23 protein-coding genes and 1 riboswitch are annotated in these 23,186 nt (G+C 73.7%); of the genes, 14 read left to right on the top strand and 9 right to left on the bottom strand.

Annotation, left to right across the window (positions count from 1 at the left end):
- The first annotated feature begins 2 nt into the window (after positions 1-2).
- The 5 genes from mnhG (at position 3) to H488_RS23715 (ending at position 4,406) form a co-directional block, all read left to right on the top strand.
- Complete coding sequence (mnhG, locus tag H488_RS37840) at positions 3-461, top strand: monovalent cation/H(+) antiporter subunit G (RefSeq protein ID WP_109221894.1); 459 nt, start codon at positions 3-5, stop codon at positions 459-461.
- Between the two features lie 60 nt (positions 462-521).
- Positions 522-800: a DUF4235 domain-containing protein gene (locus H488_RS23730; protein ID WP_017832614.1), complete on the top strand. Its 279-nt coding sequence runs from the start codon at positions 522-524 to the stop codon at positions 798-800.
- A 137-nt stretch (positions 801-937) separates the two neighbouring features.
- Positions 938-1,057, top strand: a riboswitch (TPP riboswitch).
- A 90-nt stretch (positions 1,058-1,147) separates the two neighbouring features.
- A complete protein-coding gene (locus tag H488_RS23725) occupies positions 1,148-1,768 on the top strand; it encodes an ECF transporter S component (RefSeq protein WP_017832613.1) in 621 nt (206 codons plus the stop codon).
- A complete protein-coding gene (locus H488_RS23720; RefSeq protein ID WP_081615718.1) occupies positions 1,765-3,612 on the top strand; it encodes an ABC transporter ATP-binding protein in 1,848 nt (615 codons plus the stop codon). Before H488_RS23725 ends, H488_RS23720 begins: the two co-directional genes overlap by 4 nt.
- Complete coding sequence (locus tag H488_RS23715; protein ID WP_017832611.1) at positions 3,609-4,406, top strand: energy-coupling factor transporter transmembrane component T family protein; 798 nt, start codon at positions 3,609-3,611, stop codon at positions 4,404-4,406. Before H488_RS23720 ends, H488_RS23715 begins: the two co-directional genes overlap by 4 nt.
- Before the next feature lie 8 nt (positions 4,407-4,414).
- Here H488_RS23715 and H488_RS23710 read toward each other — a convergent pair whose 3' ends face one another.
- The 4 genes from H488_RS23710 to H488_RS23695 form a co-directional block, all read right to left on the bottom strand.
- Positions 4,415-5,296, bottom strand: coding sequence for an aminotransferase class IV (locus H488_RS23710; RefSeq protein ID WP_017832610.1), 882 nt, complete (start codon positions 5,294-5,296; stop codon positions 4,415-4,417).
- Positions 5,297-5,325: 29 nt separating this feature from the next.
- The gene (locus tag H488_RS23705) at positions 5,326-5,919 is read right to left on the bottom strand and encodes a uridine kinase family protein (RefSeq protein ID WP_017832609.1); all 594 of its coding nucleotides are present in this window, start codon (positions 5,917-5,919) and stop codon (positions 5,326-5,328) included.
- Positions 5,916-6,443: a low molecular weight protein-tyrosine-phosphatase gene (locus H488_RS23700; RefSeq protein ID WP_017832608.1), complete on the bottom strand. Its 528-nt coding sequence runs from the start codon at positions 6,441-6,443 to the stop codon at positions 5,916-5,918. Before H488_RS23700 ends, H488_RS23705 begins: the two co-directional genes overlap by 4 nt.
- 84 nt (positions 6,444-6,527) lie before the next feature.
- On the bottom strand, positions 6,528-8,501 hold the full coding sequence (locus H488_RS23695) for a BCCT family transporter (RefSeq protein WP_150110302.1): 1,974 nt from the start codon (positions 8,499-8,501) through the stop codon (positions 6,528-6,530).
- 325 nt (positions 8,502-8,826) lie between these two features.
- Here H488_RS23695 and dnaK point away from each other — a divergent pair, with 325 nt between their 5' ends.
- The 4 genes from dnaK to H488_RS23675 all read left to right on the top strand — a co-directional run bounded on the left by dnaK (position 8,827) and on the right by H488_RS23675 (position 12,974).
- A complete protein-coding gene (dnaK, locus tag H488_RS23690; RefSeq protein ID WP_031282565.1) occupies positions 8,827-10,683 on the top strand; it encodes a molecular chaperone DnaK in 1,857 nt (618 codons plus the stop codon).
- Positions 10,680-11,342 carry a nucleotide exchange factor GrpE gene (locus H488_RS23685; RefSeq protein ID WP_017832605.1) on the top strand — a complete coding sequence of 221 codons (663 nt, stop codon included), beginning with the start codon at positions 10,680-10,682 and terminating at the stop codon, positions 11,340-11,342. The genes dnaK and H488_RS23685 overlap by 4 nt, the downstream gene beginning before the upstream one ends.
- 164 nt (positions 11,343-11,506) lie before the next feature.
- Complete coding sequence (locus H488_RS23680) at positions 11,507-12,532, top strand: DnaJ C-terminal domain-containing protein (RefSeq protein ID WP_017832604.1); 1,026 nt, start codon at positions 11,507-11,509, stop codon at positions 12,530-12,532.
- 1 nt (position 12,533) lies between these two features.
- Entirely contained in the window at positions 12,534-12,974 is a 441-nt protein-coding gene (locus H488_RS23675; RefSeq protein ID WP_017832603.1) for a heat shock protein transcriptional repressor HspR, read from the top strand.
- Between the two features lie 26 nt (positions 12,975-13,000).
- Here H488_RS23675 and H488_RS23670 read toward each other — a convergent pair whose 3' ends face one another.
- From H488_RS23670 to H488_RS23660, 3 genes are read right to left on the bottom strand one after another with little or no spacing between them, the layout of a single operon-like run.
- The gene (locus H488_RS23670; RefSeq protein WP_237740419.1) at positions 13,001-13,495 is read right to left on the bottom strand and encodes a GNAT family N-acetyltransferase; all 495 of its coding nucleotides are present in this window, start codon (positions 13,493-13,495) and stop codon (positions 13,001-13,003) included.
- A gap of 29 nt (positions 13,496-13,524) precedes the next feature.
- Entirely contained in the window at positions 13,525-14,316 is a 792-nt protein-coding gene (trmB, locus tag H488_RS23665) for a tRNA (guanosine(46)-N7)-methyltransferase TrmB (RefSeq protein WP_017832601.1), read from the bottom strand.
- Positions 14,317-14,320: 4 nt separating this feature from the next.
- The gene (locus H488_RS23660) at positions 14,321-14,935 is read right to left on the bottom strand and encodes a TIGR00730 family Rossman fold protein (RefSeq protein ID WP_051063730.1); all 615 of its coding nucleotides are present in this window, start codon (positions 14,933-14,935) and stop codon (positions 14,321-14,323) included.
- A 152-nt stretch (positions 14,936-15,087) separates the two neighbouring features.
- Here H488_RS23660 and H488_RS23655 point away from each other — a divergent pair, with 152 nt between their 5' ends.
- The 3 genes from H488_RS23655 (at position 15,088) to H488_RS23645 (ending at position 18,896) form a co-directional block, all read left to right on the top strand.
- Positions 15,088-16,353 carry a multidrug effflux MFS transporter gene (locus H488_RS23655; protein ID WP_109244089.1) on the top strand — a complete coding sequence of 422 codons (1,266 nt, stop codon included), beginning with the start codon at positions 15,088-15,090 and terminating at the stop codon, positions 16,351-16,353.
- Between the two features lie 155 nt (positions 16,354-16,508).
- Positions 16,509-17,954: an alanine/glycine:cation symporter family protein gene (locus H488_RS23650; RefSeq protein WP_017832598.1), complete on the top strand. Its 1,446-nt coding sequence runs from the start codon at positions 16,509-16,511 to the stop codon at positions 17,952-17,954.
- 66 nt (positions 17,955-18,020) lie between these two features.
- Entirely contained in the window at positions 18,021-18,896 is an 876-nt protein-coding gene (locus H488_RS23645) for a D-hexose-6-phosphate mutarotase (protein WP_017832597.1), read from the top strand.
- Positions 18,897-19,026: 130 nt separating this feature from the next.
- Here H488_RS23645 and H488_RS35985 read toward each other — a convergent pair whose 3' ends face one another.
- Positions 19,027-20,688 carry an HNH endonuclease signature motif containing protein gene (locus tag H488_RS35985; RefSeq protein ID WP_150110301.1) on the bottom strand — a complete coding sequence of 554 codons (1,662 nt, stop codon included), beginning with the start codon at positions 20,686-20,688 and terminating at the stop codon, positions 19,027-19,029.
- A 121-nt stretch (positions 20,689-20,809) separates the two neighbouring features.
- Positions 20,810-21,205 carry a hypothetical protein gene (locus H488_RS23635; protein ID WP_017832595.1) on the bottom strand — a complete coding sequence of 132 codons (396 nt, stop codon included), beginning with the start codon at positions 21,203-21,205 and terminating at the stop codon, positions 20,810-20,812.
- A gap of 188 nt (positions 21,206-21,393) precedes the next feature.
- Between H488_RS23635 and H488_RS23630 the strand changes: the two genes are divergently transcribed.
- On the top strand, positions 21,394-22,170 hold the full coding sequence (locus H488_RS23630) for a type 1 glutamine amidotransferase domain-containing protein (protein WP_017832594.1): 777 nt from the start codon (positions 21,394-21,396) through the stop codon (positions 22,168-22,170).
- Between the two features lie 133 nt (positions 22,171-22,303).
- Positions 22,304-23,056 (top strand): SDR family NAD(P)-dependent oxidoreductase, encoded by a 753-nt coding sequence (locus H488_RS23625; RefSeq protein WP_017832593.1) that lies wholly within the window; start codon positions 22,304-22,306, stop codon positions 23,054-23,056.
- Positions 23,057-23,186 lie beyond the last annotated feature (130 nt).

Genomic DNA, 23,186 nt, shown 5'->3' with positions numbered 1-23,186 from the left:
CCGTGCTGGACACTGTCCTGGACGCCGCCGCGGCCGTGTGCCTCGTGGTCGGCGCGCTCATGTCCCTCGCCGCAGGGATCGGCCTGGTCCGCTTCCCGGACCTCCTGACGCGCATGCACGCCGGCACCAAGCCCCAGGTCTTCGGGCTGCTCCTCATGCTCACGGCAGTCGCCCTCGAGAACCGCGAACCCGTCATGATCCCGCTCATCGCCCTCGGCTGGATCTTCCAGCTGCTCACCGTGCCCGTCTCGGCGCACATGGTGGGACGCTCGACGTACCGCACCAAGCACCTGAACCGGACCACGCTGACCCAGGACGACCTGCAGAAGGTCCTCAACCGCGCCGCGGAGGGCGGGGCGGAGGGCTCCGCGGAGGGCGTCGCCGCGGGACCGCCGGTGCCGAGCCCGGACGGCCGGCGGGCGGACGGACAGCAGACTGACGGATCGCCGGGGACGCGTTAGGCTGGGCAGGATCGACAGGGCGCACCCGCGTCCCCCTCGGACGACAAGGAGCAGCACTCCATGAACACCAAGGTCCTCGAACTCGTGGGCACCGGCCTCTCGCTCGGCGGCGTGGCGCTCTCGCACAAGGTGCTCGGCGCGGCGTGGACGCGCATCACCGGCGACCCGCCCCCCGCCAAGAACCCGGACCCGGACGAGGCCTGGACGGGCATCATCATCTGGTCGCTCGTCACCGGTCTCGTGGGCACCGTCATCAAGGTCGGCATCTCCCGCCAGATCGCGAAGATGGAGAACAGGCCGCGGACGAACCCCAAGGCCTCGAGCCAGGCCGAGGTCTGAGGCCCGGCGAGCACCTCGCTCAGGGGCCCGTCCGGCCGGACACCGCACCGGTGTCCGGCCGGACGGGCCCCTGCGTCGTTCACCGGCCGTGCGCCGGCAGTGCACGGGGCGGGCGGGGGAGAGGTAGACTCGGTGCCACTGAACGACAGGGGAGCGCCCCGCCGGTGAGACCGGCGCGGCGCTGAGAGTGCGGATCGCCGCAGACCCTCGAACCTGCTCCGGTTAGCACCGGCGAAGGGAGTCGAGCATCTCAGGGGTGCTTCCCCGGGAACGCGCCACCGGCGCGGCCCGCGGAACCCCGTCCCCTCCTGGCACCGACGGCTCGCTGAGCCCAGGAGGAATCCACCGTGAACACCACCACCCACCGCCCCGCCCGCCGCCCCGGCACGTCCCGCGCGTCGTCCTGGCGCGTCGTCGACATCGTCGTGGCCGCCGTCCTCGCCGCCGTGTGCGCGGTCGTCTTCTGGGCGTGGTCGAACCTGCTCTACCCCGTGGTCGGCACGGCCGCGGTCGCCTACCCGCCCGCCGTAGGGCTGATCGCCGGCGGCTGGCTCGTGGCCGGCGTGCTCGGCGGGCTGATCATCCGCAAGCCCGGCGCCGCGCTGTTCTGCGAGCTGCTCGCCGCCGTGATCGAGAGCTTCCTGGGCACCCACTTCGGTCTGCTGGTCGTGCTCTCCGGTCTCGTCCAGGGCATCGGTGCGGAACTGGCCTTCGCCGCCTTCCGGTACCGCCGGTTCGACGCCCTCGTGGCGGCCGTGGCGGGCGCCGTGAGCGGGATCTTCCTCGGCGTCCACGAGAACATCGTCTACAACTACGAGTGGGCGCTGAGCCACCAGGTGGTCTACGTGGTCCTGACGGCCGTCTCCGGGGCGGTGCTCGCGGGCCTGCTGATGCAGGCCGTGGTGCGGGCCCTCGCGGCCACCGGCGTGCTGCAGGGCCTCGCGTCGGGGCGGGCCGTGCGGCGATGACGGCTCCCACGACCCCGGACCCCGTGGTGCCCGCCGGCCGCGGGGCCCGGGTCGAGGCCCGCGGCTTCGGCTGGCACCACCCCGGGCGGGACGCGGCGGCGCTGCGCGGCCTGGACCTCGTGGTCGAGCCGGGGGAGCGCGTGCTCCTGCTGGGACCCAGCGGGGCGGGCAAGTCCACCCTCCTGCACGCCCTGGCGGGAGTCCTCCACGACGACGACGGGCAGTCCGCCTCCGGCGAGCTGCTGCTCGACGGCATGCCGCCGGAGCAGGCGCGCGGCCGGGCCGGGCTCGTGCAGCAGGACCCCGAGTCCCAGGTGGTGCTGTCCCGGATCGGGGACGACACCGCCTTCGGCCTCGAGAACCTCGCGGTGCCCCGGGAGCAGATCTGGCCGCGGGTGCGCGCGGGGCTCGACGACGTGGGGCTGGACCTCCCCCTCGACCACTCCACCGCGGCCCTGTCCGGCGGGCAGAAGCAGCGCCTGGCGCTCGCGGGCGCCGTGGCCATGAGCCCGGGGGTGCTGCTGCTCGACGAGCCGACCGCCAACCTGGACCCCGCCGGCGTGCGGCAGGTCCGCGACGCCGTGGTGTCCTGCCTCGACCGCAGCGGCGCCACGCTCGTGGTCGTGGAGCACCGTGTCGCCGTGTGGGCCGAGGTCGTGGACCGCGTCGTCGTGCTCGGCCGGGACGGGAGCATCACCCACGACGGCGCGCCGGGCCGGGTGCTCGGCGCCGCGGCCGACGAGCTCAGCGGCGCGGGGGTGTGGGTGCCCGGCCGGGTGCCGGCCACGCGTGCGCCCGCTCGCCCCGCCGCGGATCCCCGTGCAGGCTCCTCCGGTGCACATCCCGCCGGGGGTCCCGCCGGAACCCGGGCCGCCGGCTCCGGGGCGGACGGCGCACCGCTGCTGAGCGCCACCGGTCTGGGCGTCTCGCGCAGCCAGCCGTCGGCGCGGCAGCTGCGCGCCCGGCGGCGGGCGCGGCGTCGCGGCCGCCCGGTGGACGACGCCGCCGCGGGCCGGGACCTCCCCACGGCGGTGGCCGGCGTGGAGCTGACCCTGCGCCGCGGCCGCGCGCTCGCGCTGACCGGGCCCAACGGCGCCGGCAAGTCCACGCTCGCGCTGACGCTGGCGGGTCTGCTCGCCCCCGTGCGCGGCACCGTGCGGGCCCACCCGGTCCTCGACCGCGGCGCGGGCCCCGACCCGCTCGAGTGGAGCGGCCGGGAGCTCGTGGCCCGCGTGGGGACGGTCTTCCAGGAGCCCGAGCACCAGTTCCTGCGGGCCACCGTGCGGGCCGAGCTCGAGCTCGGCCCCCGGCTGGCCGGCACGCCGGTGGCCGAGCGGGAGCGCCGCACGGACGAACTGCTCCGCCGGCTGCGGCTCTCGCACCTGGCCGACGCCAACCCGTTCACCCTCTCCGGGGGCGAGAAGCGGCGGCTGTCCGTGGCCACGGTGCTCGCCACGGACCCGGACGTGCTGGTGCTCGACGAGCCGACGTTCGGTCAGGACGCCCTGACGTGGGCGGAGCTCGTGGACCTGCTCGTGGAGCTCGTCGACGCCGGCACGTCGGTCCTCGCCGTGACCCACGACGAGGACTTCGTGCGGGCGCTCGGCGCCGAGGTGCTGGCGCTGGGCACCCCGAGCGAGCGGGGCCGCGCCGCTCGCACGGCACCGGCGGCGGGAGGGGCGCCGGCCGTTCCTGTCGTGCGGTCCGCGTCCGCGGCGGGGAAGACCGCGGCTGCTCCTGCCGTGCGGTCCGGGGCCGCGGCAGGGAGTGCCCCGGCCGCTCCGGCGGCGCCGGGGGCCGGCGCGGTGCGGGTCGTCCCCGTCCGGCGGGAGCCCGTCCGGTGAGCGCCGCCGCGATCGCGCCGTCGGCCCGGACCTCGCTGCTGGGGCGCACGAACGCGGTGGTCAAGCTGGCCGGGGCGCTGCTGCTGACCGTGGTGCTGCTGCTCAGCGCGGACCCCGTGACGTCGGGGACCGTGCTGCTGGGCGAGGTGCTGCTGCTGGCGCTGGCCGGTCAGCGCCCGCTCGCGCTGCTGCGCCGGGCGTGGCCGGTGGTCGTGGCGGCACTCGTGAGCGGGTGGGGCACGGCCCTGCTCGCCGAGGACTCCGGGCCGGTGCTGCTCGACCTGGGGGTCACCGGGATCTCGTCCGGCTCGGTGGCCGCAGGGGCGGCGATCGCCCTGCGCGGGCTGGCGCTGGCGCTGCCCGGGCTGATGCTGGTACTCACCACGGATCCCACGGACCTCGCCGACGGCCTCGCCCAGACGCTGCGCCTGCCGGCCCGCTTCGTGCTCGCGTCCCTGGCCGCGCTGCGGCTGGTGGGGGTGATGGTCTCCGAGTGGGCCACCCTGGCGATGGCGCGGCGGGCGCGCGGGGCGGGGTCCGGGCACGGTCCGGTGGGCGCGCTGCGGGAGTTCGGCGGCCAGGCCTTCACGCTGCTGGTGCAGTCCCTGCGACGGGCCACCCGGCTGTCGGTCACCATGGAGGCCCGCGGCTTCGGTGCGGGTCCGCGCACGTGGGCCCGCGTCCCGGGGTACTCCTGGCGGGACGCGGCGGTCCTCACGGGCTGCGCTGCGGCCGCCGCGGCGGGCCCGGCGGTGTCCGTCCTGCTCGGGACGCACCGGTTCATCTGGGCCTGAGCGAAGGATCAGGCCTGCTGGACCCAGCTCGTGACGAGCTTCGTCAGGTCCGGGTCCACCGGCAGCGGCTGGTGGTCGAGCCGGCGCACCGGCACCGCGAGCCGGACGCTGGAGACCAGCCACACGGCGTCGGCCTCCATGAGGTCCGCCGGGTACAGGGGCCCGTAGCCGAGCTCCCAGCCGTCCCGGCGGGCGGCGGCGAAGATCTTGGCCTGCGTGGTGCCCGGCAGGATCCCGTGCGAGGGCTCCGGCGTCAGCAGGGTGCGGCGGCCGACGCGCACCCGGGCGCAGACCACGGAGGACGTCGCGCCCTCCAGGACCCTGCGCCCCTCCGTGGTGAAGACCGCCTCGTCCGCGCCGAGGGAGCGGGCGTGGCGCAGGGCGGCCATGTTGATCGCGTAGGAGAGCGTCTTGGCCCCCGGGAGCAGCCACGGGTACCCGGCGTCCTGGGCGGGGTCGTGGCCGCGCGGCAGCAGCACCGCGGTCACGCCGTCCCGGCGCTGCCGGAACGTCGTCTCCGGCACGGGGCTCACCACGATCCAGGACCACGGGCCGTCCGCCGGGGTGCCGCGGCTGATCACCACCTTGACGGCGTGCTCGGCCCCCAGACCGCCGTCCCCGCCGGGGGCGGCGTGAGCGAGCGCCAGCTCCACCGCCCCGCGCACGTCCCGCGCCGACGGCACGGGCAGCTGCGCCAGCCGCGCGGAGGCCGACAGCCGCTGGTGGTGGGCCTCGAACTTCTGCACGAGCCCGTCGACGGCGCGCATGGTCTCGAAGACGCCGTCCCCCCGGGTGAGCCCCTGGTCGTCGATCCGCACGAGCGGAACGGACGGATCGGCGAGGACGCCCTCCGGGTGGGCGGCGTCGAGGACGACGACGGTGCTGGTCACGGATCCTCCTGTCGGTGCGGCCGCGGGGCTCAGCAGACCGGGCCGGGGTGCAGGATGTCCACCTGTTCCCAGACGTGGTCCTCCGCCAGGTAGGCGTCCTCCTGGGCGGCCCAGCGGTCCCAGTGCTCGGCGTAGTAGGAGCCGTCACGGCTCAGCGCGCGGTCGTAGCGCAGGGCGGTGGGCAGCTCGACCCACACGGAGACGTCCAGCAGCTCCCGGGCCTCGGCGCTGCACGCGCCGACGCCCTCCAGGATCACGACCTCCGCCACACGGGTCAGCCGCGGGGTCCCCGGGGAGCCGGTGACCCAGTCCCAGGCGCTCCACTCGGCGTCCCGGCCCTGGTCGAGGGGCGTGAGGACCTCGTCCACGTAGGTGCGGCGGCCGGGGCCGAGCCCGTCCCAGCCCGGGTAGAGGTCCTCGAGGTGGAAGAGCGTCACGTCCCGCACCGGGCGCAGCACCGCGGCGAGCTGCTCGGCGAGGCTGGTCTTGCCGGCCCCCGAACGCCCGTCGATGCCGATGAGGTAGGGGCGGCGGGTGGGGGAGGGGAGCAGCCGCGCCAGGTTGGTGCCGGCGGGGTGGGCCGCCGCGAGCGCCGGATCCAGCTCGAGCTCGATGTCGATCACGCGCGCCCAGCGTCCTGAGCGGATCCCCGGTCGGCGCCGAGCTCCCGGGCGACGGCGCGGACCACGCCCGGCACGGCGGCGTCGATCATGCCCCAGGTGGACTCGAAGTCCTCGGGCCCCCCGTACCAGGGGTCGTAGATCCCCAGGTCGCCGTGCTCGAGATCTTCGACGGCGGGGTCGAACTCCCGCAGCAGCCGCACCTTGGCGGCGGCGGAGCGGTCCGGTGCGAGCGCCCGCAGGCGCTGCCAGTGCACCACGTCCAGCGCGAGTACGAGGTCCCGGTCGCCGAAGCGGACGGGGTCGAAGACCTGCGCCGCGTGCGCGGAGGCGTCGAGCCCCTCGCGGCGCAGGAGGTCGCCGGCGCGGGGGTCCACGGGGTTGCCGAGCTCCTCGTCGCTGACGCCGGCCGAGTCGATCCGCACGCGCCCGGCCAGTCCTGCGGCCTCGAAGGCGCGGCGCAGGGCGAACTCCGCCATGGGCGAGCGGCAGATGTTGCCGGTGCACACGGCCACGATCGAATACATAGCGCGCAGTCTAAGCCGTCCGGTCCCGGCACGAGAAGTGCGGCCGCCGCCCCGAGGGGCGACGGCCGCACGGCGCGGGTCCGGTCAGGGCCGGCGGACGGTCGGGTCGAGCGGTCGCTGCTCGTCCGGGTCCAGTCGTTCCTGACCGGCGTCCGGGCGCTCCGGCTCCTGGTCGGCCTGCTGGCCGGAGCTCGAACCGGTCTCCGCGGCGAGGTCGATCTCCTCGCCGTTCTCGTCGACCCGTCGGTACCAGTCCGTGACGGCCGGGTCGTGCGAGTCGAACGTCTCGCCGGCGGCACGGGCCCCGGGGGCGTGCTCCACCTGCAGGGCGAAGTCGTCGCCGTGCTCCTCGATGCCGTGGATCACGGCCTTGCGCACCGCCGTGAGGGCGAACGCGTGGCGGATCGTGGCGGGGTCGCTGCGCAGGTCCTTGTAGAAGGCGACCATGAGGAAGGCGACGATCACCGCGAACGGCAGGGCCGAGACGGTCACGAGGTTCTGCATCCCGGTCAGGGCGTCGTCGCCGCCCACGAGCATCATGACCGTTGCGATGCCGCCGAGGCACAAGCCCCAGAACACGACGATCGGCCGGTTCGGCTCCGGCTGGCCCCGCTGGGACAGCGTGCCCATGACGATGGACGCGGAGTCCGCGCTGGTCACGAAGAAGATGCCGATGACGACCATGGCGAGCACCGACGTGATCGCGCCGAAGGGTAGGGCGTCGAGCATGCCGAACAGCGCGGCCTCCTGGCCGCCCGCGGCGGCCAGGTCGGTCCCGGTGCGCTGCAGGTACATGGACGTGCCGCCGATGACCACGAACCAGAGCACGCACATGGAGGAGGGGACCACGAGCACCACGGTCACGAACTGGCGCAGCGTGCGGCCGCGGGAGATCTTGGCGATGAACATCCCGACGAACGGGGACCAGGACAGCCACCAGGCCCAGTAGAAGACGGTCCAGCCGCCGGCGAAGGTGGTGGCGTCCTCGCCCCAGCCGCCGGTCTGCCCGGTCATCCAGAGGTACTCCTGCAGGTAGGTGCTGAACACGGCGGGGACCAGGTCCAGGATCAGGACAGTGGGCCCGGCCACGAACACGAACAGGGCGAGCAGGAACGCCAGCAGCAGGTTCGTGTTGGAGAGGTAGCGGATGCCGCGGGCCACGCCGGAGACCGCGGAGACCACGAAGGCGGCGGTGAGGACGGCGATGATCGCGATGAGCCCGCCGTTGCCGAGCGGTCCCCAGCCGGCGACGATCTCGAGGCCCCGGGAGATCTGCAGCGCGCCGATCCCGAGCGAGGCGGCGGTGCCGAAGAGGGTCGCGAAGATGGCGAACACGTCGATGAGCCGGCCCAGGCCGCCCTCGGCGCGCCGCTGGCCGATCAGCGGCACGAAGATCCGGCTGATGAGCGGGGAGCGTCCGCGCCGGTAGGCGCCGTACGCGACGGCCGCGCCGACCACGGCGTACATGGCCCAGGGGTTGAGACCCCAGTGGAAGGCGGTCTGGACGAGGGCGTAGACGGTCATCTCCTCGGAGCCGGGTTCCGCCCCGAAGCCGGGGACGCCCGCGCCGAAGTGGCTCAGCGGCTCGGAGGCGCCGTAGAACATCAGGCCGATGCCCATGCCGGCGGCGAAGAGCATGGCGAGCCACGAGAAGAAGGAGTACTCGGGCTTCTCGTCGTCCATGCCCAGGGGGATCCGCCCGGTCCGGGTGAAGCCGACCACGAGCATGAACAGCACGGCGGCCGTGGACAGGGCGGTGAAGAACCACCCGGTGTTGCCGGTCACCCAGCCCAGGGCCGCGGTGGAGGCGGCCGTCAGGGACTCGGTGGAGAGCACGCCCCAGGCGATGAACCCCACGATCAGCGCGGCGGTGACGGTGAAGACCACCTTGTCCGTGCCGTAGTTCAGCTTCTGGTCCTCGACGGCGATGCCGGGGACGAGGGCGGGGTGGATGCCGTGCGGGTAGTTGATCTCGCGCAGCACCTCCCGCGGCTTCGGCCGGCGGGAGCCGTCGGCCTCACTGGACGGATGCGGCGAATGGGGTGGCGTAGTGCTCACGGTGGCTCCTGAGGTGTCGGGGTGCGTGCGGTGTCGTGTCGGTGCGTGCGGTGACGTGCGGGGCGGACCCGGGGGTGTGGCGGTGGCCCGCGGGAACGGGCACAAACACTCCACGGTATCCGACGTCCCGACCCAGCGGGAGGGAGTGCGCGGCGTCTCACATCCCCGGCACCCCGGGTTGAGTCGATGTGGCTCAACTTAAGTTGACATCAGCGGCTCACGTGGCAGACTTGAGCCAGGAAAACTCAAGAACTGAGACCTCCGGGACCCCAACGGGGCCGGTACGGCCCGCCCGGTTCAGCTCGACCCGAAGGAGAACACGTCCATGTCTCGTGCAGTAGGAATCGACCTCGGCACCACCAACTCCGTGGTGTCCGTGCTGGAGGGCGGCGAGCCCACCGTCATCGCCAACGCCGAGGGCAACCGGACCACGCCGTCCGTCGTCGCCTTCTCCAAGGACGGCGAGACCCTGGTGGGCGACATCGCCAAGCGCCAGGCCGTCACCAACGTGGACCGCACGATCGCCTCGGTGAAGCGCCACATGGGCACCGGGTGGTCCACCGACATCGACGGCAAGAAGTACACGCCGCAGGAGATCTCGGCGCGCATCCTGATGAAGCTCAAGACCGACGCCGAGTCCTACCTCGGCGACAAGGTCACCGACGCCGTGATCACCGTCCCGGCGTACTTCAACGACGCCGAGCGCCAGGCCACCAAGGAGGCCGGTGAGATCGCCGGCATGAACGTGCTGCGCATCGTCAACGAGCCCACCGCCGCGGCGCTCGCCTACGGCCTGGAGAAGGGCAAGGAGGACGAGCTCATCCTGGTCTTCGACCTCGGCGGCGGCACCTTCGACGTCTCCCTGCTGGAGGTCGGCAAGGACGAGGACGACTTCTCCACCATCCAGGTCCGCTCGACCGCCGGCGACAACCGCCTCGGCGGCGACGACTGGGACCAGCGCGTGGTCGACTGGCTGCTGGCGCAGGTGAAGTCGAAGACCGGCGCGGACCTGTCCAAGGACAAGATCGCCCTGCAGCGCCTGAAGGAGACCGCGGAGCAGGCCAAGAAGGAGCTGTCCTCCGCGACCAGCACCAGCATCTCCCTGCAGTACCTGTCCGTGACCCCCGAGGGCCCGGTGCACCTGGACGAGCGCCTCACCCGCGCCAAGTTCGAGGAGCTCACCCGGGACCTGCTCGAGCGCACCGAGAAGCCGTTCAAGGACGTCATCGCCGAGGCCGGCATCTCCGTGTCCGACATCGACCACGTGGTGCTGGTGGGCGGCTCGACCCGCATGCCCGCCGTCGCGGAGACCGTCCAGCGCCTGGCCGGCAAGGAGCCCAACAAGGGCGTGAACCCGGACGAGGTCGTCGCCGTCGGCGCCGCGATCCAGGCGGGCGTGCTCAAGGGCGACCGCAAGGACGTGCTGCTGATCGACGTGACCCCGCTGTCGCTGGGCATCGAGACCAAGGGCGGCGTGATGACCAAGCTCATCGAGCGCAACACGGCGATCCCCACCAAGCGGTCCGAGACCTTCACCACCGCCGAGGACAACCAGCCGTCCGTGTCCATCCAGGTCTTCCAGGGCGAGCGCCAGTTCACCCGGGACAACAAGAACCTGGGCACCTTCGAGCTGACCGGCATCGCCCCCGCCCCGCGCGGGATGCCGCAGATCGAGGTCACCTTCGACATCGACGCCAACGGCATCGTGCACGTCTCCGCGAAGGACAAGGGCACCGGCACCGAGCAGTCGATGACCATCACGGGCGGGTCCTCCCTCTCCAAGGAGGACATCGACCGGATGGTCAAGGACGCCGAGGCCAACGCCGAGGCGGACCGGGTGCGCCGCGAGGCGGCCGACCTGCGCAACAACGCGGAGCAGCAGGCGTACTCCGTCGACAAGCTCCTGAAGGACAACGACGAGAAGCTGCCCGCGGACGTCAAGTCCGAGGTGCAGGCGGACGTCGACGCCCTGAAGAAGGCGCTCGAGGGCGAGGACGAGGACGCCGTGAAGTCGGCCTACGACAAGCTGCAGCAGTCCCAGACCAAGCTCGGCGAGGCCCTCTACGCGCAGTCGCAGACCGAGGGCGCCGAGGGCGCCCCGGGTGCGGGCGCCACCGGTGCCACCGGTGACGAGGACATCGTCGACGCCGAGGTCGTCGACGACGAGGACGAGAAGAAGTGAGCATGCCCGACCCCACGCCAGGACCCGACGAGAACGCGGACGACCACGGCGCCGGGAGCGTTCCCGGCGACCACGCCGCGCACCCCGGCGAGCAGTCCGCGCAGGACTCCGGCGCCGGCGCCCGCGAGGAGGCCGGGCCGGAGGGCCTGACGGTGGACGACATCCTCTCGACGCCACAGTCGACGGAGGCGGAGTCCGGGGACGCCGCACCGGCGCCGGCCGCCGCGGAGGACTCCCCGGCGGCGGCCCTCGCCGAGGAGCGGCTCGAGGAGCTGCGCCGGCTGCAGGCCGAGTTCGTGAACTTCAAGCACCGCACGGCGCGCGAGAAGGAGCAGCTGCGGACCTTCGTGACGGGCGACCTCCTGCAGACGCTGCTGCCGGTGTTCGACGACATCGACGCGGCCCGGCAGGCGGGCGACCTCACCGACGGCCCGTTCGCGGCGATCGCGAACAAGCTCGAGGAGACCCTCGTGCGGCACGGGTTGGTGCGCCTCGGGGAGGTCGGGGAGAAGTTCGACCCCAACGTCCACGAGGCGGTGCTGCAGCAGCCCACGAGCGAGGTCGAGCCGGACCAGGTCTCGATGGTGCTGCGCTCCGGCTTCCGGATCGGCGAGCGCGTGGTGCGGCCGGCCCAGGTCGCCGTCGCGGTCGCCGAGTGAGGCCGGACCCGGCCTGATCCCGGCGACGTCAGGGGAGGCCCGTCCCTCGGGCCTCCCCTGACCCGTCCACCCGTCCCCGGCGCCGCGGCGCCGGGGACGACCCCCGGACCACCACCGGGTCCTGCTCCGCAGGACCCCGACCGGCCCCACAGAAAGGAGGCGTCATGGCCAGCCAGGACTGGATCGACAAGGACTTCTACAGCATTCTCGGCGTCTCCAAGGACGCGTCCGCCGCCGACGTCAAGAAGGCCTACCGCAAGCTCGCCCGCCAGTACCACCCGGACCAGAACCCGGGGGACACGGAGGCCGAGCAGCGGTTCAAGGACATCACCGAGGCGAACTCCGTGCTCTCCGACCCCGAGGAGCGCAAGCAGTACGACGCGATCCGCGCGATGGGCTCCGGGGCGCGCTTCACCGCCGGCGGCCCCGGCGGCGCCGGGGGCTCGGCCAACTTCGAGGACCTCTTCGGCGACATCTTCGGCGGAGGCGGCGGAGGACGCCGCCGCCGCACGACCTACTCCACCGGCGGCGCGGGCGGCCCCGGCGGCCCGGGCGGGTTCGAGGACCTGTTCGCCCAGTTCGGCGGTCAGACCGGGTACGGGGCGCCGGGCGGCTACGGCGGATATCAGGCCCCGCCGACGCGCGGGGAGGACATCCGGACGGAGACGACCATCCCGTTCCGCTCCTCGGTGCACGGCACCACGGTCAAGCTGCGCCGGGGCAATGGCCAGGAGACCACGGTGCGGATCCCGCGCGGCGTGCGCGACGGGCAGAAGCTCAAGCTCGCCGGCAAGGGCCACTCGGGTGCAGGCGGCGCCGGCGACCTCTACGTCACCGTCCACGTGACCCCGCACCCCTTCTTCCGGCGCGTCGAGGGCACGGACGACGTCGAGGTCACCGTGCCGATCACGTTCCCCGAGGCGGCCCTGGGCGCCACCATCGAGGTGCCCGTGCTGGACGGCGGCACCGTGCGCGTGAAGGTCCCGGCGGGCACATCCTCGGGCCGGCGCTTCCGCGTCAAGGGGCGCGGGTTCGGCACGGCCAAGGGCACGGGCAACCTGATCGTGACGGTCGAGGTGCACGTGCCGGCCGAGCTGGACGAGCAGGCGCAGGCCGCCGCCCGGGCGTTCGCCGAGGCGACCGCGGACGAGGACCCCCGGGCCCGCCTGGCCGAGAAGGCACGGGTGTGAGATGGCACTGGACGCCGACCAGCCGCTGTTCGTGATCTCCGTGGCCGCGGAGATCGCGGAGATGCACCCGCAGACGCTGCGCCAGTACGACCGGCTCGGCCTCGTCAGGCCGTCCCGGGCCCCCGGCCGCGCCCGCCGCTACTCGCAGCGCGACATCGAGAAGCTGCAGCAGATCCAGGTGCTGTCCCAGCAGGGCGTGTCCCTCGAGGGCATCCGGCGCATCCTCCAGCTGGAGAACCAGGTCGCGGCCCTGCGGTCGCGGGTGGCGGAGCTGTCCCGGGAGCTCGAGGACGCCCGGGACCGGGCCGAGGAGTCCTCGCGGATCTTCGCCGCCGGCGTCGGCGGGGACGTGGTGCGCATGGCCCGCGGCGCCCGCCCCCGGGCCCGCAAGATCTCGCAGGCCGTGGTGCTGTACCGGCCCCCGCGCCAGCAGGAGCGCTGAGCCGCACCGGCGCCCGGGCCGGGCGGTCAGCGCAGGTGCTTCTCGAAGCCCACGTCGTACACGCCGCCCGGATAGACCCGGGCGGTCCCGGGCAGCAGGACGTACCCGCTGCTGCGGTACAGGGCGGCCGCCTCCGGCTGGCGGCTGCCCGTGGTGAGGTGGATGCGCCGGTAGCCCGCCGCGGCGGCGAGCCGCTCGAGCTCGGCCAGGACCCGCCGCGAGATCCCCCGCCGGCGGTGCGCCGGGGCGGTCCACACCCGTTTGAGCTCCGCCGTGGCGTCGTCGTGCCGGCGGAACGCGCCGCCGCCCACCGTCGTGCCGCCCTCGAGGAGGAGCAGGAGCGCTCCGGCGGGGGCGGTGAAGTCGTCGACGGGGTGCTCGGCCATCTCCTCCGCCCCGATCTCGGGACCGTAGCGCTCCACGTACTCGTGGTGCAGGCCCTCGAGCAGCGGCTGCGTGCGGGGATCGCCCGGGGGCACGACGACGAAGCCGTTCCGCTCCGGGCCGGGCAGTGCGGGCACGCCGTTTCGCTCCGCGCCGGGGACGGCGCTCACGCCGTCCGGCGGTAGACGAGGTCGCGGGGGACGCGGCCCGCCTCCTGCGCCTTGCGCTCGAAGCTCGTGAGGACCCGTCCCTCCCAGCGCGGGGCCCATCCGGTGTCCGGGTGCTCGTCGTCGGCGAGCGGGCCCGGGTGGACGTTCTCGAACTGCGGGGACGCGTCGAGGACCTCGCGCATCACCAGGGCGTACTCCTGCCAGTCCGTGGCGAGCCGCCACAGCCCGCCCGGGACGAGCACCCGGGCGGCGAGCTCGGCGAACGCGGGGGAGACCAGGCGCCGCTTGTGGTGGCGGGTCTTGTGCCAGGGGTCCGGGAAGAACACCCACAGCTCGTCGACCGAGGCCGGGGCGAGCATGTGCTCCAGGACCTCGGGCGCGTTGGCCTGCGCCACGCGGACGTTGTCCACCCCGGCCTGGGCCGCCTTGAGCAGCAGATCCGCGATCCCGGGCTTGTACACCTCGACGGCGAGGTAGTTCCGCGCCGGGTCCTGGGCGGCGGCGTGCACGACCGCCTCGCCGAGCCCGGAGCCGACCTCCACGACCAGCGGCGCCTCGCGCCCGAAGGCCGCGGCCGCGTCGAACTCGTGGTCGGGGTGGACGGAGGTGTCCGTGCGCACGCGCGGGACGTCGAGCACCCGGGTGGGCGCCCAGTCGTCCCAGGCCTTCTGGCGGCGGGCGGTGAGGCGGTCGCCGCGGCGCACGAAGGAGTACGGCCGGCGGTGGTACGCCTCGGGGACGGGGCCCTGTGCGGGGCCCTCGGCGGGGGAAGGGGTGTGCTCGCTCATCGCCCTACATCCTAGGGGCTGGGCGGACGGCGGGCGCGTCGGCGCCGGGAACGGGCGGCTCGGACCAGCGCCGGCGGGGCGCCTCCCACGCCGCGAACCGGGCGAGCAGCTCGTCGGCGTCCTGGGCGACCACGGCGGCGTCCCGGTACTCGGGGCGCACGAGACCGGCCGCGGACATCGAGGCCACTGCGTCCAACAGGGGCCTCCAGTAGCCGGCCACGTCGAGGAAGCCGACCGGCTTGGCGTGCACCCCCACCTGCAGCCAGGTCCACGCCTCGAAGATCTCCTCGAGGGTGCCCAGGCCGCCCGGCAGGGCCACGAACCCGTCGGCGAGGGCGGCCATCTCCGCCTTGCGCTCGTGCATCGTCCGGACGATGCGCAGCTCGGTCAGCCCCGTGTGGGCCGTCTCGTCGTCGACGAGCGACTGCGGCATGACCCCGACCACCTCGCCCCCGGCGGCCAGGGCGGCGTCGGCGACGACGCCCATCAGCCCCACATGGCCGCCGCCGTAGACGACGCCCACGCCGCGGTGGGCGAGGGTGGTGGCGAAGGCCCGGGCGGCCTCGGGGAACAGGGGGTCGGAGCCGAGGGATGCCCCGGTGTACACGGCGAGTCTCATGAGGACATTGTCGCTGTCGCAGTCGCAGTCCCTCGTCCCCGCCCCTCGTCCTCGTCCCGCATGTCTGTCCCTCGTCCTTCGCCACGTCGCGGCGTCGATAGCATGAGGCGCGCCCCGCGCCCGCCCTGCCGACCCGTGCCGAAGGACCTCCCGTGAGCTCATCGCCGCCCGACGACCCCGTGCGCTCCCGCCTGCGCCTCTCCGGCGGCAAGGACCGGGTGGTGCTGGTGGCGGCGCTGGGGATCCTCAGCGCGGTGAGCCCGATGGCCACGGACATGTACCTGGCCTCGATGCCTGCCATGGCCGGGCACTTCGGGGCGTCGGCCTCCGCGGTGCAGCTGACGCTGACCACGTACATGGTCGGCATGGCCGTGGGGCAGTTCCTGCTCGGGCCCGTGTCCGACGTGCTGGGCCGGCACCGGCTCATGGTGGCCGGCAACGCGCTGTTCCTGCTCAGCTCCGTCGCCGTGGTCCTGGCCCCGACCATCGGGACGGTGCTGATCCTGCGCGCGGTGCAGGGACTCGCCGGGGCGGCCGGCGTCGTGATCGCCCGCGCGGTGGTCTCGGACATCGCCTCCGGCCGCGGGGCCGCGAAGCTGTTCTCGGTCCTCGCGACCATCACCTCCCTCGCCCCGGTGGTGGCCCCGCTCCTGGGCGGGGTGATCGCCACGGTGGCCCCGTGGCAGACCGTGTTCTGGGTGCTCGCGGCGTTCGGGCTGCTGATGCTGGCGTGCTCCGTGCTCGTGGTCCCCGAGACCCTGCCCCCGCACCGGCGCCACCGCGGCGGGGTCGGCGCCGTCGTCACCGGGTCCTGGCGGGTGCTGCGCACCCCGTCCTTCATGGCCTACGCCCTCGCCTTCGGACTCGCGTTCGGCGCCCTGTTCTCCTACATCTCCGCCTCCTCCTTCGTGCTGCAGAACGTGCTCGGCTACTCGGCGCTCGGCTACTCCGTGGTGTTCGCCGTCAACGCGGGCGGCTCCATCCTGGGCGCGGTCGTCAACACCCGCCTCGTCGACCGGGTCGAGCCCGGCACGATCCTCCGCACCGCGATCGTGGTCATGGCCGCCGTCAACGTGGTGGGCCTGGGCCTGGTGCTGGCCGGGATCACCGGGTGGACCACCCTGGCGCACCTCTTCGTGAGCCAGACCTGCATCGGCTTCGTCATGGGCAACGCCGTGGCCCTCGCCCAGGGCCGGGTCCCGGGCCGGGCCGGGGCCGGGTCGGCGGTGCTCGGACTGGTCCAGTTCCTCCTGGGCGGGCTCGTGAGCCCGCTGACCGGCCTGGCCGGTCAGCACACCGCCGTCCCGATGGCCGTGTCCATGGCGGTGTGCTCGCTGCTCGCCGCGGGAGCCGTGCTGCTCGCGCGCCGCCTCTCGCGGCGGGCGCCGGAGGGCCCCGCCGCCCCGTCCGGCCCGTAACCGGGCGGAAACGGGCAGGAGCCACACTGTGGCCGATCCATCGGTCCCTGACCGGGGGAGCAGCGGACCTGTGATTAGATGCCTTCTGCCGAGACCGAGGTCACAGTCCCGTTCCGGCCCGATTCCTGATCCACCCGACACCCACGGGAGAACACATGCTCCAAACCATCGAGACTGCCCTCGGCGAGCTGGGCGGCATCATCTGGGGGCCCTACGTCCTCATCCCCCTGCTGCTGCTCACCGGTCTGTACCTGACCGTCCGGCTGGGCGGGCTGCAGTTCCACAAGCTGGGCTCCGCGCTGCGACTGGCCCTGTTCGACCGCAAGGACGCGGACGCCCGCGGCGGCGACGTCTCCCAGTTCCAGGCGCTGACCACGGCGCTCGCGGCCACCGTGGGCACCGGCAACATCGTGGGCGTGGCCACCGCGATCTCGATCGGCGGGCCCGGCGCCCTGTTCTGGATGTGGGTCACCGGCCTGCTCGGCATGGCCTCCAAGTACTCCGAGGCGTTCCTGGCCGTGCGGTTCCGCACCACGGATGCCAAGGGTGAGATCTCCGGCGGCCCGCAGTACTACCTGGAGCGCGGCATCCGCAACGGGTTCGGCAAGTTCCTGGCGATCTTCTTCGCCGTCGCCGCCGCGCTGGCCGCGTTCGGCATCGGCAACATGACCCAGGGCAACTCCATCGCCTCCAACCTGGAGAGCTCGTTCAGCGTCCCCACCTGGATCACCGGTGTGGTGCTCGCCGTGCTGACGCTCGCCGTGCTCGTGGGCGGGATCAAGTCCATCGGGAAGGTCACGGCGGGCTTCGTCCCCGTCATGATCCTCTTCTACGTCCTGGGCGCCCTGTTCATCCTCGTCGTCAACGTCGCGGCCATCCCGCAGGCGGTCGTCCTGATCTTCACCGACGCCTTCTCCGGCACGGCGGCCGTCGGCGGGTTCGCCGGATCGGCGATCATGCTGGCCGTGCAGATGGGCGTGGCCCGCGGCATCTTCTCCAACGAGTCCGGCATGGGATCGGCCGCGATCGCAGCGGCCGCGGCCCAGACCACCCACCCGGTCCGCCAGGGGCTGGTCTCCATGACCCAGACCTTCATCGACACCATCATCGTGGTGACCTGCACGGGACTCGTGCTCATCACCACCGGGGTCTGGGAGCAGGGGGCGGACTTCGCCGCGACCATGACCGGCGACGCCTTCAGCCAGGGCCTGCCCGGGCAGTGGGGCCACTACGTGGTCACCATCGGGCTCGTGATGTTCGCCTACTCGACGATCCTCGGGTGGGCCTACTACGGCGAGCGGTGCATGGAGCGGCTCTTCGGCCGGCCGGCCGTGATGCCCTACCGGGTCGTGTTCTCCCTGGTCGTGTTCGTGGGCTGCACCGTGCCGCTGGCGGTGGTGTGGAACTTCGCCGACGTGATGAACGGCCTCATGGCCCTGCCCAACCTCCTCGGGCTGCTGCTCCTCTCCGGGCTGGTCGTCCGCGAGACCAGGCACTACCTGGACCACGACCCCAAGCTGCGGGCGGACCGCCGCCAGGTCGACGCGTTCATGGAGGGCCATCCCGGAGCGATCGACTCGTACGAGCGCACCGGCGTCTGACGGCTGTCGGCGCACGAGGGCCCGGCCTCCTGACGGGGACCGGGCCCTCGGTCTAGCCTGAGGGGCATGAGCGAACTCCCCGAGCCCCGCCTGTTCTCCTGCGCGGACGCCACCGGCGCCGTCCACGACCAGGGCGCGCACGTGATCGACTGGATCCCCACGGGCCACGCCCCGGTGCTGTGGCTGTCCCCGAGCGCCGCGCTCGAGACGGGCAAGCCCGTGCGCGGGGGTGTCCCGATCTGCTTCCCCTGGTTCGCGGACGGGGCGGAGGGCGGGCGCGAGCCCAAGCACGGCTTCGCCCGCACGCTCCCGTGGCACGTCGAGTCGCGCGAGTCCTCGGACCACGAGGCGATGATCGTCTACCGGCTCTCGGACGCGGACGTCACCGATCCCGCGCACCAGGAGCAGTTCCCGTACCAGTTCGAGGCCTACTGCGTGGTGCGCTTCGGCACCGAGCTGTCCCTCGAGCTGAGCGTCACCAACACCGGTGAGCGCCCGTTCGACTTCGAGGAGGCCCTGCACGCCTATCTGGTGGTGGGGGACGTGCGGAAGATCCGGGTCGAGGGGCTGGACGGCGCGTCCTACCGCGACAAGGTCCTGGACCGGGAGGACTGCGTCCAGGAGGGGGACCTCCGGTTCGACGGCGAGACCGACCGGGTGTACCGCTCGACCGGCGACGTCGCCGTGGTGGACCCCGTGCTGGGGCGGGTGCTGCGGATCCGGAAGAAGAACTCCGGCACCACCGTGGTGTGGAACCCCGGGGCGGAGACGGCGGCGGCGATGCCCGACGTGGGGCCGGACGGATGGACGGACTTCGTGTGCGTGGAGGGCGCCAACACCCACGCCGACGCCGTGCACCTCGAGCCCGAGGAGACCCACAGCATGGGCTACCGCCTGTCGGTGGAGACCACGGCGGAGGACCCGGGCCGCCCACCCGCCTGATCCTCGGGACCGTCCGGACCTCGGCACAGCGCTGTCGGAGGGCCGGTCCGCGCCCGTGTCCCGCGGCAGCACCGACCGGGAGGCCGCACGCCCAGCGCCACCCGCACCGTGCGTGCGCTCGGTCGGGCGGTCAGAAGGGGGGAGGGTCTGCGTCCTCGGGCACGGAGCTGCCCCGCTCCCCGACATCCGGGACCGGTCCGCCCGATGTGGCACCGCCCGACGTGGCACCGACCGATGTGGCACCGGCCGAGGGGTCCGGCACGGTCCGGTAGGTGCGTCCGGCCGGTGAGGTCCACTCGAGCACTCCGCCGGCGGGCGCCGGCCCCGGCTGCCGCACCGACGAGCGGCCGAGGGCACCGCGGCGGTGCTTGACGAGGTGGTGGTGGTGGCGGCACAGGTGGGCCAGGTTGTCCGCAGCCGTCCGGCCGCCGTCCTGCCACGCCACCGTGTGGTCGAGGTCGCAGCGCTCGGCCCGCCGCCGGCACCCCGGAAAACGACAGGTCCCGTCGCGCAGCCGCAGCCGGCGGCGCAGATCAGCGGGCACCGCGTAGGTGGTGCGGTCGTGGTCGAGGACGGCTCCGGTGACGGGATGGGTCAGCACGCGATGCCACGAGGAGGCACCGGCGGCCAGCTTCCGGGCGACGTCCGCGCTGATCGGGCCGTGACCCTCGAGCACCGGGGCGTCCGCGGGCACGCCGGCGGCCGGGCCGCCGGGGCGGCACCCCAGCAGCGTGAGCACGGGGACCGTCACGCAGACCCGGCCGCGCACACCGCGCGGGAACCCGGGGTCGTCGGGGAGCTCCCCCTCCAGCAGGAGATCGGTGAGGACGTCCGCCCGCAGCTGCGCGTCCGTCCGGGCAGTCCTGGCACCCGGCGCGAACCCGTCCGGGCCATCCTCCTCCGGACCGAACTGCACTGGACCGAACTGCACCGGACCGAACTGCACCGGACCGAACTGCGCCGGGCCGCACCGGTCCGGCTCTCGCTCCGTCCCCGCGCGGGCGGTCTCCTCCACGGGCTCCAGTAGCGACGCGAGCGTGTCGAGCCGGTCCTGGACCGCGAGCGCCGTGGGTGCGTCCAGCAGGGCGTGCAGCCACGCCATGCCGTCCTCACCGTGCTCGACCCACACGCGGCGTCCGGCCCGGGCCGCCCGGTGCCTCGCCTCCTGCGTCCCGGCCAGCAGCGCCGCGCGCCGGCGCCGGGCCCACGCGCGCAGCTGCGCCACCGTGCAGTGCGGAGCCCGCTCCACCAGTTCGGCGGCGAGCCGCTGCACGACGGCGGACGGTGCCTCCTGGCCCGCCGGGACGTCCTCGACCAGCTCGCGCCACTGGTCGGCGATCACCGAGGCGTGCCGGGCGCTGAAGAGGCCCGCCTCCAGCGCCTCGAGGACCTCGGGCAGGTGCAGCCCGAGCACGAGGGCCTCGCGGACGCGCCCGAGGGCCGTGCCCGCGGGCAGGCGCAGCGCCGGGCCGATCTCGTCGGCGAGATCACGCACCATCTGGTCCTCGGTCTCGAGGAGGGAGCAGACGAGCTCATCGGCCTCGTAGGGCATCAGCCCTGCCGTGGAGACCCAGTCGATCTCGTGGTCCTCCCAGGCCAGCAGCCACAGCCGGACGATGCAGCGCAGCTGGCGCCCCGCCTCCCGCGCCTGTGCGGCCGCCGAGTCCACGAGCTCCCCGACGACCGCCCGCACCTCGGCCCGGACGCCGGCGTCCAGCACCCGCTCCCCGGCGGGAGCGGCTCGGTGCGGACCCGGAGCAGGACGGGCCCGGCGGTGCGCCGTCGTCGTCATGGGCCCGTTCTCCCGGGCACCTCGGACGTTCTAGGACGCCGGAAAGGCCACCGGGAATGCAGAACGGGTGCCGCCCGTCCGTGCGGACGGGCTGCACCCGTGGGGTCCTGCGGGGCCGTGCCTACTTGGAGACGACCAGGGCCGCGGCGATCGCGGCCAGGAAGGCGTCCTTCGAGAGGCCCGTGCCGGCCTCGGACGGGCGGACGCCGTCCTCCTGGGTCATCTCGGGGTTGCGGAAGTACATCGCGAGCAGCCCGGCGGAGAACGCGCCGAGGGCCAGACCCGCGAGGCGCTTGTTGACGAACGGGGTCAGCAGGGCGGCGCCGATGCCGATCTCCGAGTACGCCACGAACTTGCCGAAGGTGTCGGCGTCCCACTCCTCGAACTGGGGGACGCCGGTGGCGGCGAACTGCTGGAGACCCGCGGCGGCCTCCGTGGGGAGGTCCTTCTTGCCGTAGCCGGACTGCAGCAGGTAGGCGCCGGAGACGCCGCGCAGGATCGCGTTGGAGAGGCTCATGGTCGGTCCTTTCAGGAGGGCGAACAGGGTCATTGAGTCGTCAACGACCCTATCAGGGGAGGGAGCGCGCCCTCCGTGCAGGAGGGGCCGGGAGCGAACACCGGCCCCGGGGGCGGCCCCCGCCGCCTAGGCTGGCCACCCGCTCGCAGGACGCCCTCCGCGTCCCGCCACCCGACGGAAGGACAGACATGGACATCGAGACCATGAAGAAGGTTCTGCTCGTTCTCACCAGCCACGACTCCCTCGGCGACACCGGGGAGCCCACCGGCTACTTCGTGGGGGAGGCCGCCCACCCGTGGAAGGTGTTCCGGGACGCCGGCTACTTCGTCGACTTCGCCTCGATCGCCGGCGGGCAGCCCCCGCAGGACGGCAAGGACGAGGAGGACGAGGTGCAGCGGCAGTACCTCGAGGACGAGACCGTGCGGGCCTCCCTCTACAACACCCCGCGGATCAGCGTGGTCGACCCGGCCCAGTACGACGCGGTCTACCTCGTGGGCGGGCACGGCACCATGTGGGACTTCGCGGGCAACGCGGACCTGCAGGCGCTCGTGGCCGCCGTGCACGACGCCGGGGGAGTCGTCGGCGCCGTCTGCCACGGACCCGCCGGGCTCGTGGACGTCGAGCTCGCCAACGGTCTGCGCATCGTCGAGGGACGCCGGGTGGCCGCGTTCACCAACGCCGAGGAGGACGAGGTCGGCAAGTCGGACGTCGTCCCGTTCCTGCTCGAGGACAAGCTCGTCGAGCAGGGCGCGGACGTGCGGACCGCGCCGAACTGGACCGAGAACGTCGTCGTGGACGACCGCCTCGTCACCGGGCAGAACCCGCAGTCCGCGGCCGGCGTGGCCAAGGAGATGACCAAGCTCCTGACCGAGGTGGTGCGCGAGCAGAAGGCCGCCCAGGAGGCGGACTCCGCCGCGCTGCGCCAGGCGCACGACGCCGAGAAGTCCGAGGACGCCGAGGGCTGAGCCTCCGTCCGGTGCGAGGGGCGGCACGGCAGGCGGCGCCCGTGCCACCCCTCGCGGGCCCCGGCGTTTCCGGACAGACTGGGAGCGTCGGGCCGTCCGGCCCGGCCCAGCGGACACACGGCAGGAGAACCACATGGCTGACCTCAAGGACAAGGTCGCGCTCGTCACCGGCGCCGCCTCCGGCATCGGCGAGGCCTGCGCGAAGGACCTCGCGGCGCAGGGCGCCAAGGTCGTCGTCACGGACATCGACACCCGGCGGATCGACGACGTCGTCCAGGCGATCATGGCCGCCGGCGGCGACGCCGCCGGCTTCCGGCAGGACGTGGCGAAGCCCGAGGACTGCGAGGCCGCGGTCGAGTTCGCCCAGCAGACCTACGGCGCCCTGCACCTGGCGGTGAACAACGCCGGGGTCGCCGGCGCGGCGGACGCGGTGGGGGAGTCGGACCTCGACGCGTGGGTGCGCACCGTGCAGATCGACCTGCACTCCGTCATGTTCGGCATGCGCTACCAGCTGCCCGCCATCGAGCAGGCCGGCGGCGGGGCGATCGTCAACATGGCCTCCGTGCACGGCACCGTGGCCGTGGCCGCGGGCAACAGCGCCTACACCGCCGCCAAGCACGGTGTGGTCGGGCTCACCAAGCAGGCCGGCGTGGAGTATGGCCGGCGCGGGGTGCGGATCAACGCCGTCGGCCCCGGCTACATCGACACCCCGCTGCTCAGGACCGCGCCGGCGTCCGTCCTCGAGGGGCTCACCGCCAAGCACCCGCTCGGCCGGCTGGGCCGCGCCGAGGAGGTCGCCGCCCTGACCACGTTCCTCCTCTCGGAGAAGGCCTCCTTCATGACGGGCGGGTACTACCTGGTCGACGGCGGCTACACCGCGCTGTAGCCCCCGCACCGCGGACCCACCGCACCGGCGCCGGATGCGTGCACGCGTCACCGCGTCCCGCACCGGCGCGGTGGGCCCGGCGCCGTCATGGCGCGGCCGTGCCCTCCGCCACATCCGGGTGGTGGCGTGC

Source organism: Kocuria sp. UCD-OTCP (assembly GCF_000349605.1).
Lineage (GTDB): Bacteria > Actinomycetota > Actinomycetes > Actinomycetales > Micrococcaceae > Kocuria > Kocuria rosea.
Note: the sequence above shows the minus strand (reverse complement) of the source record. Positions and strands in the feature narration are given on the sequence as shown.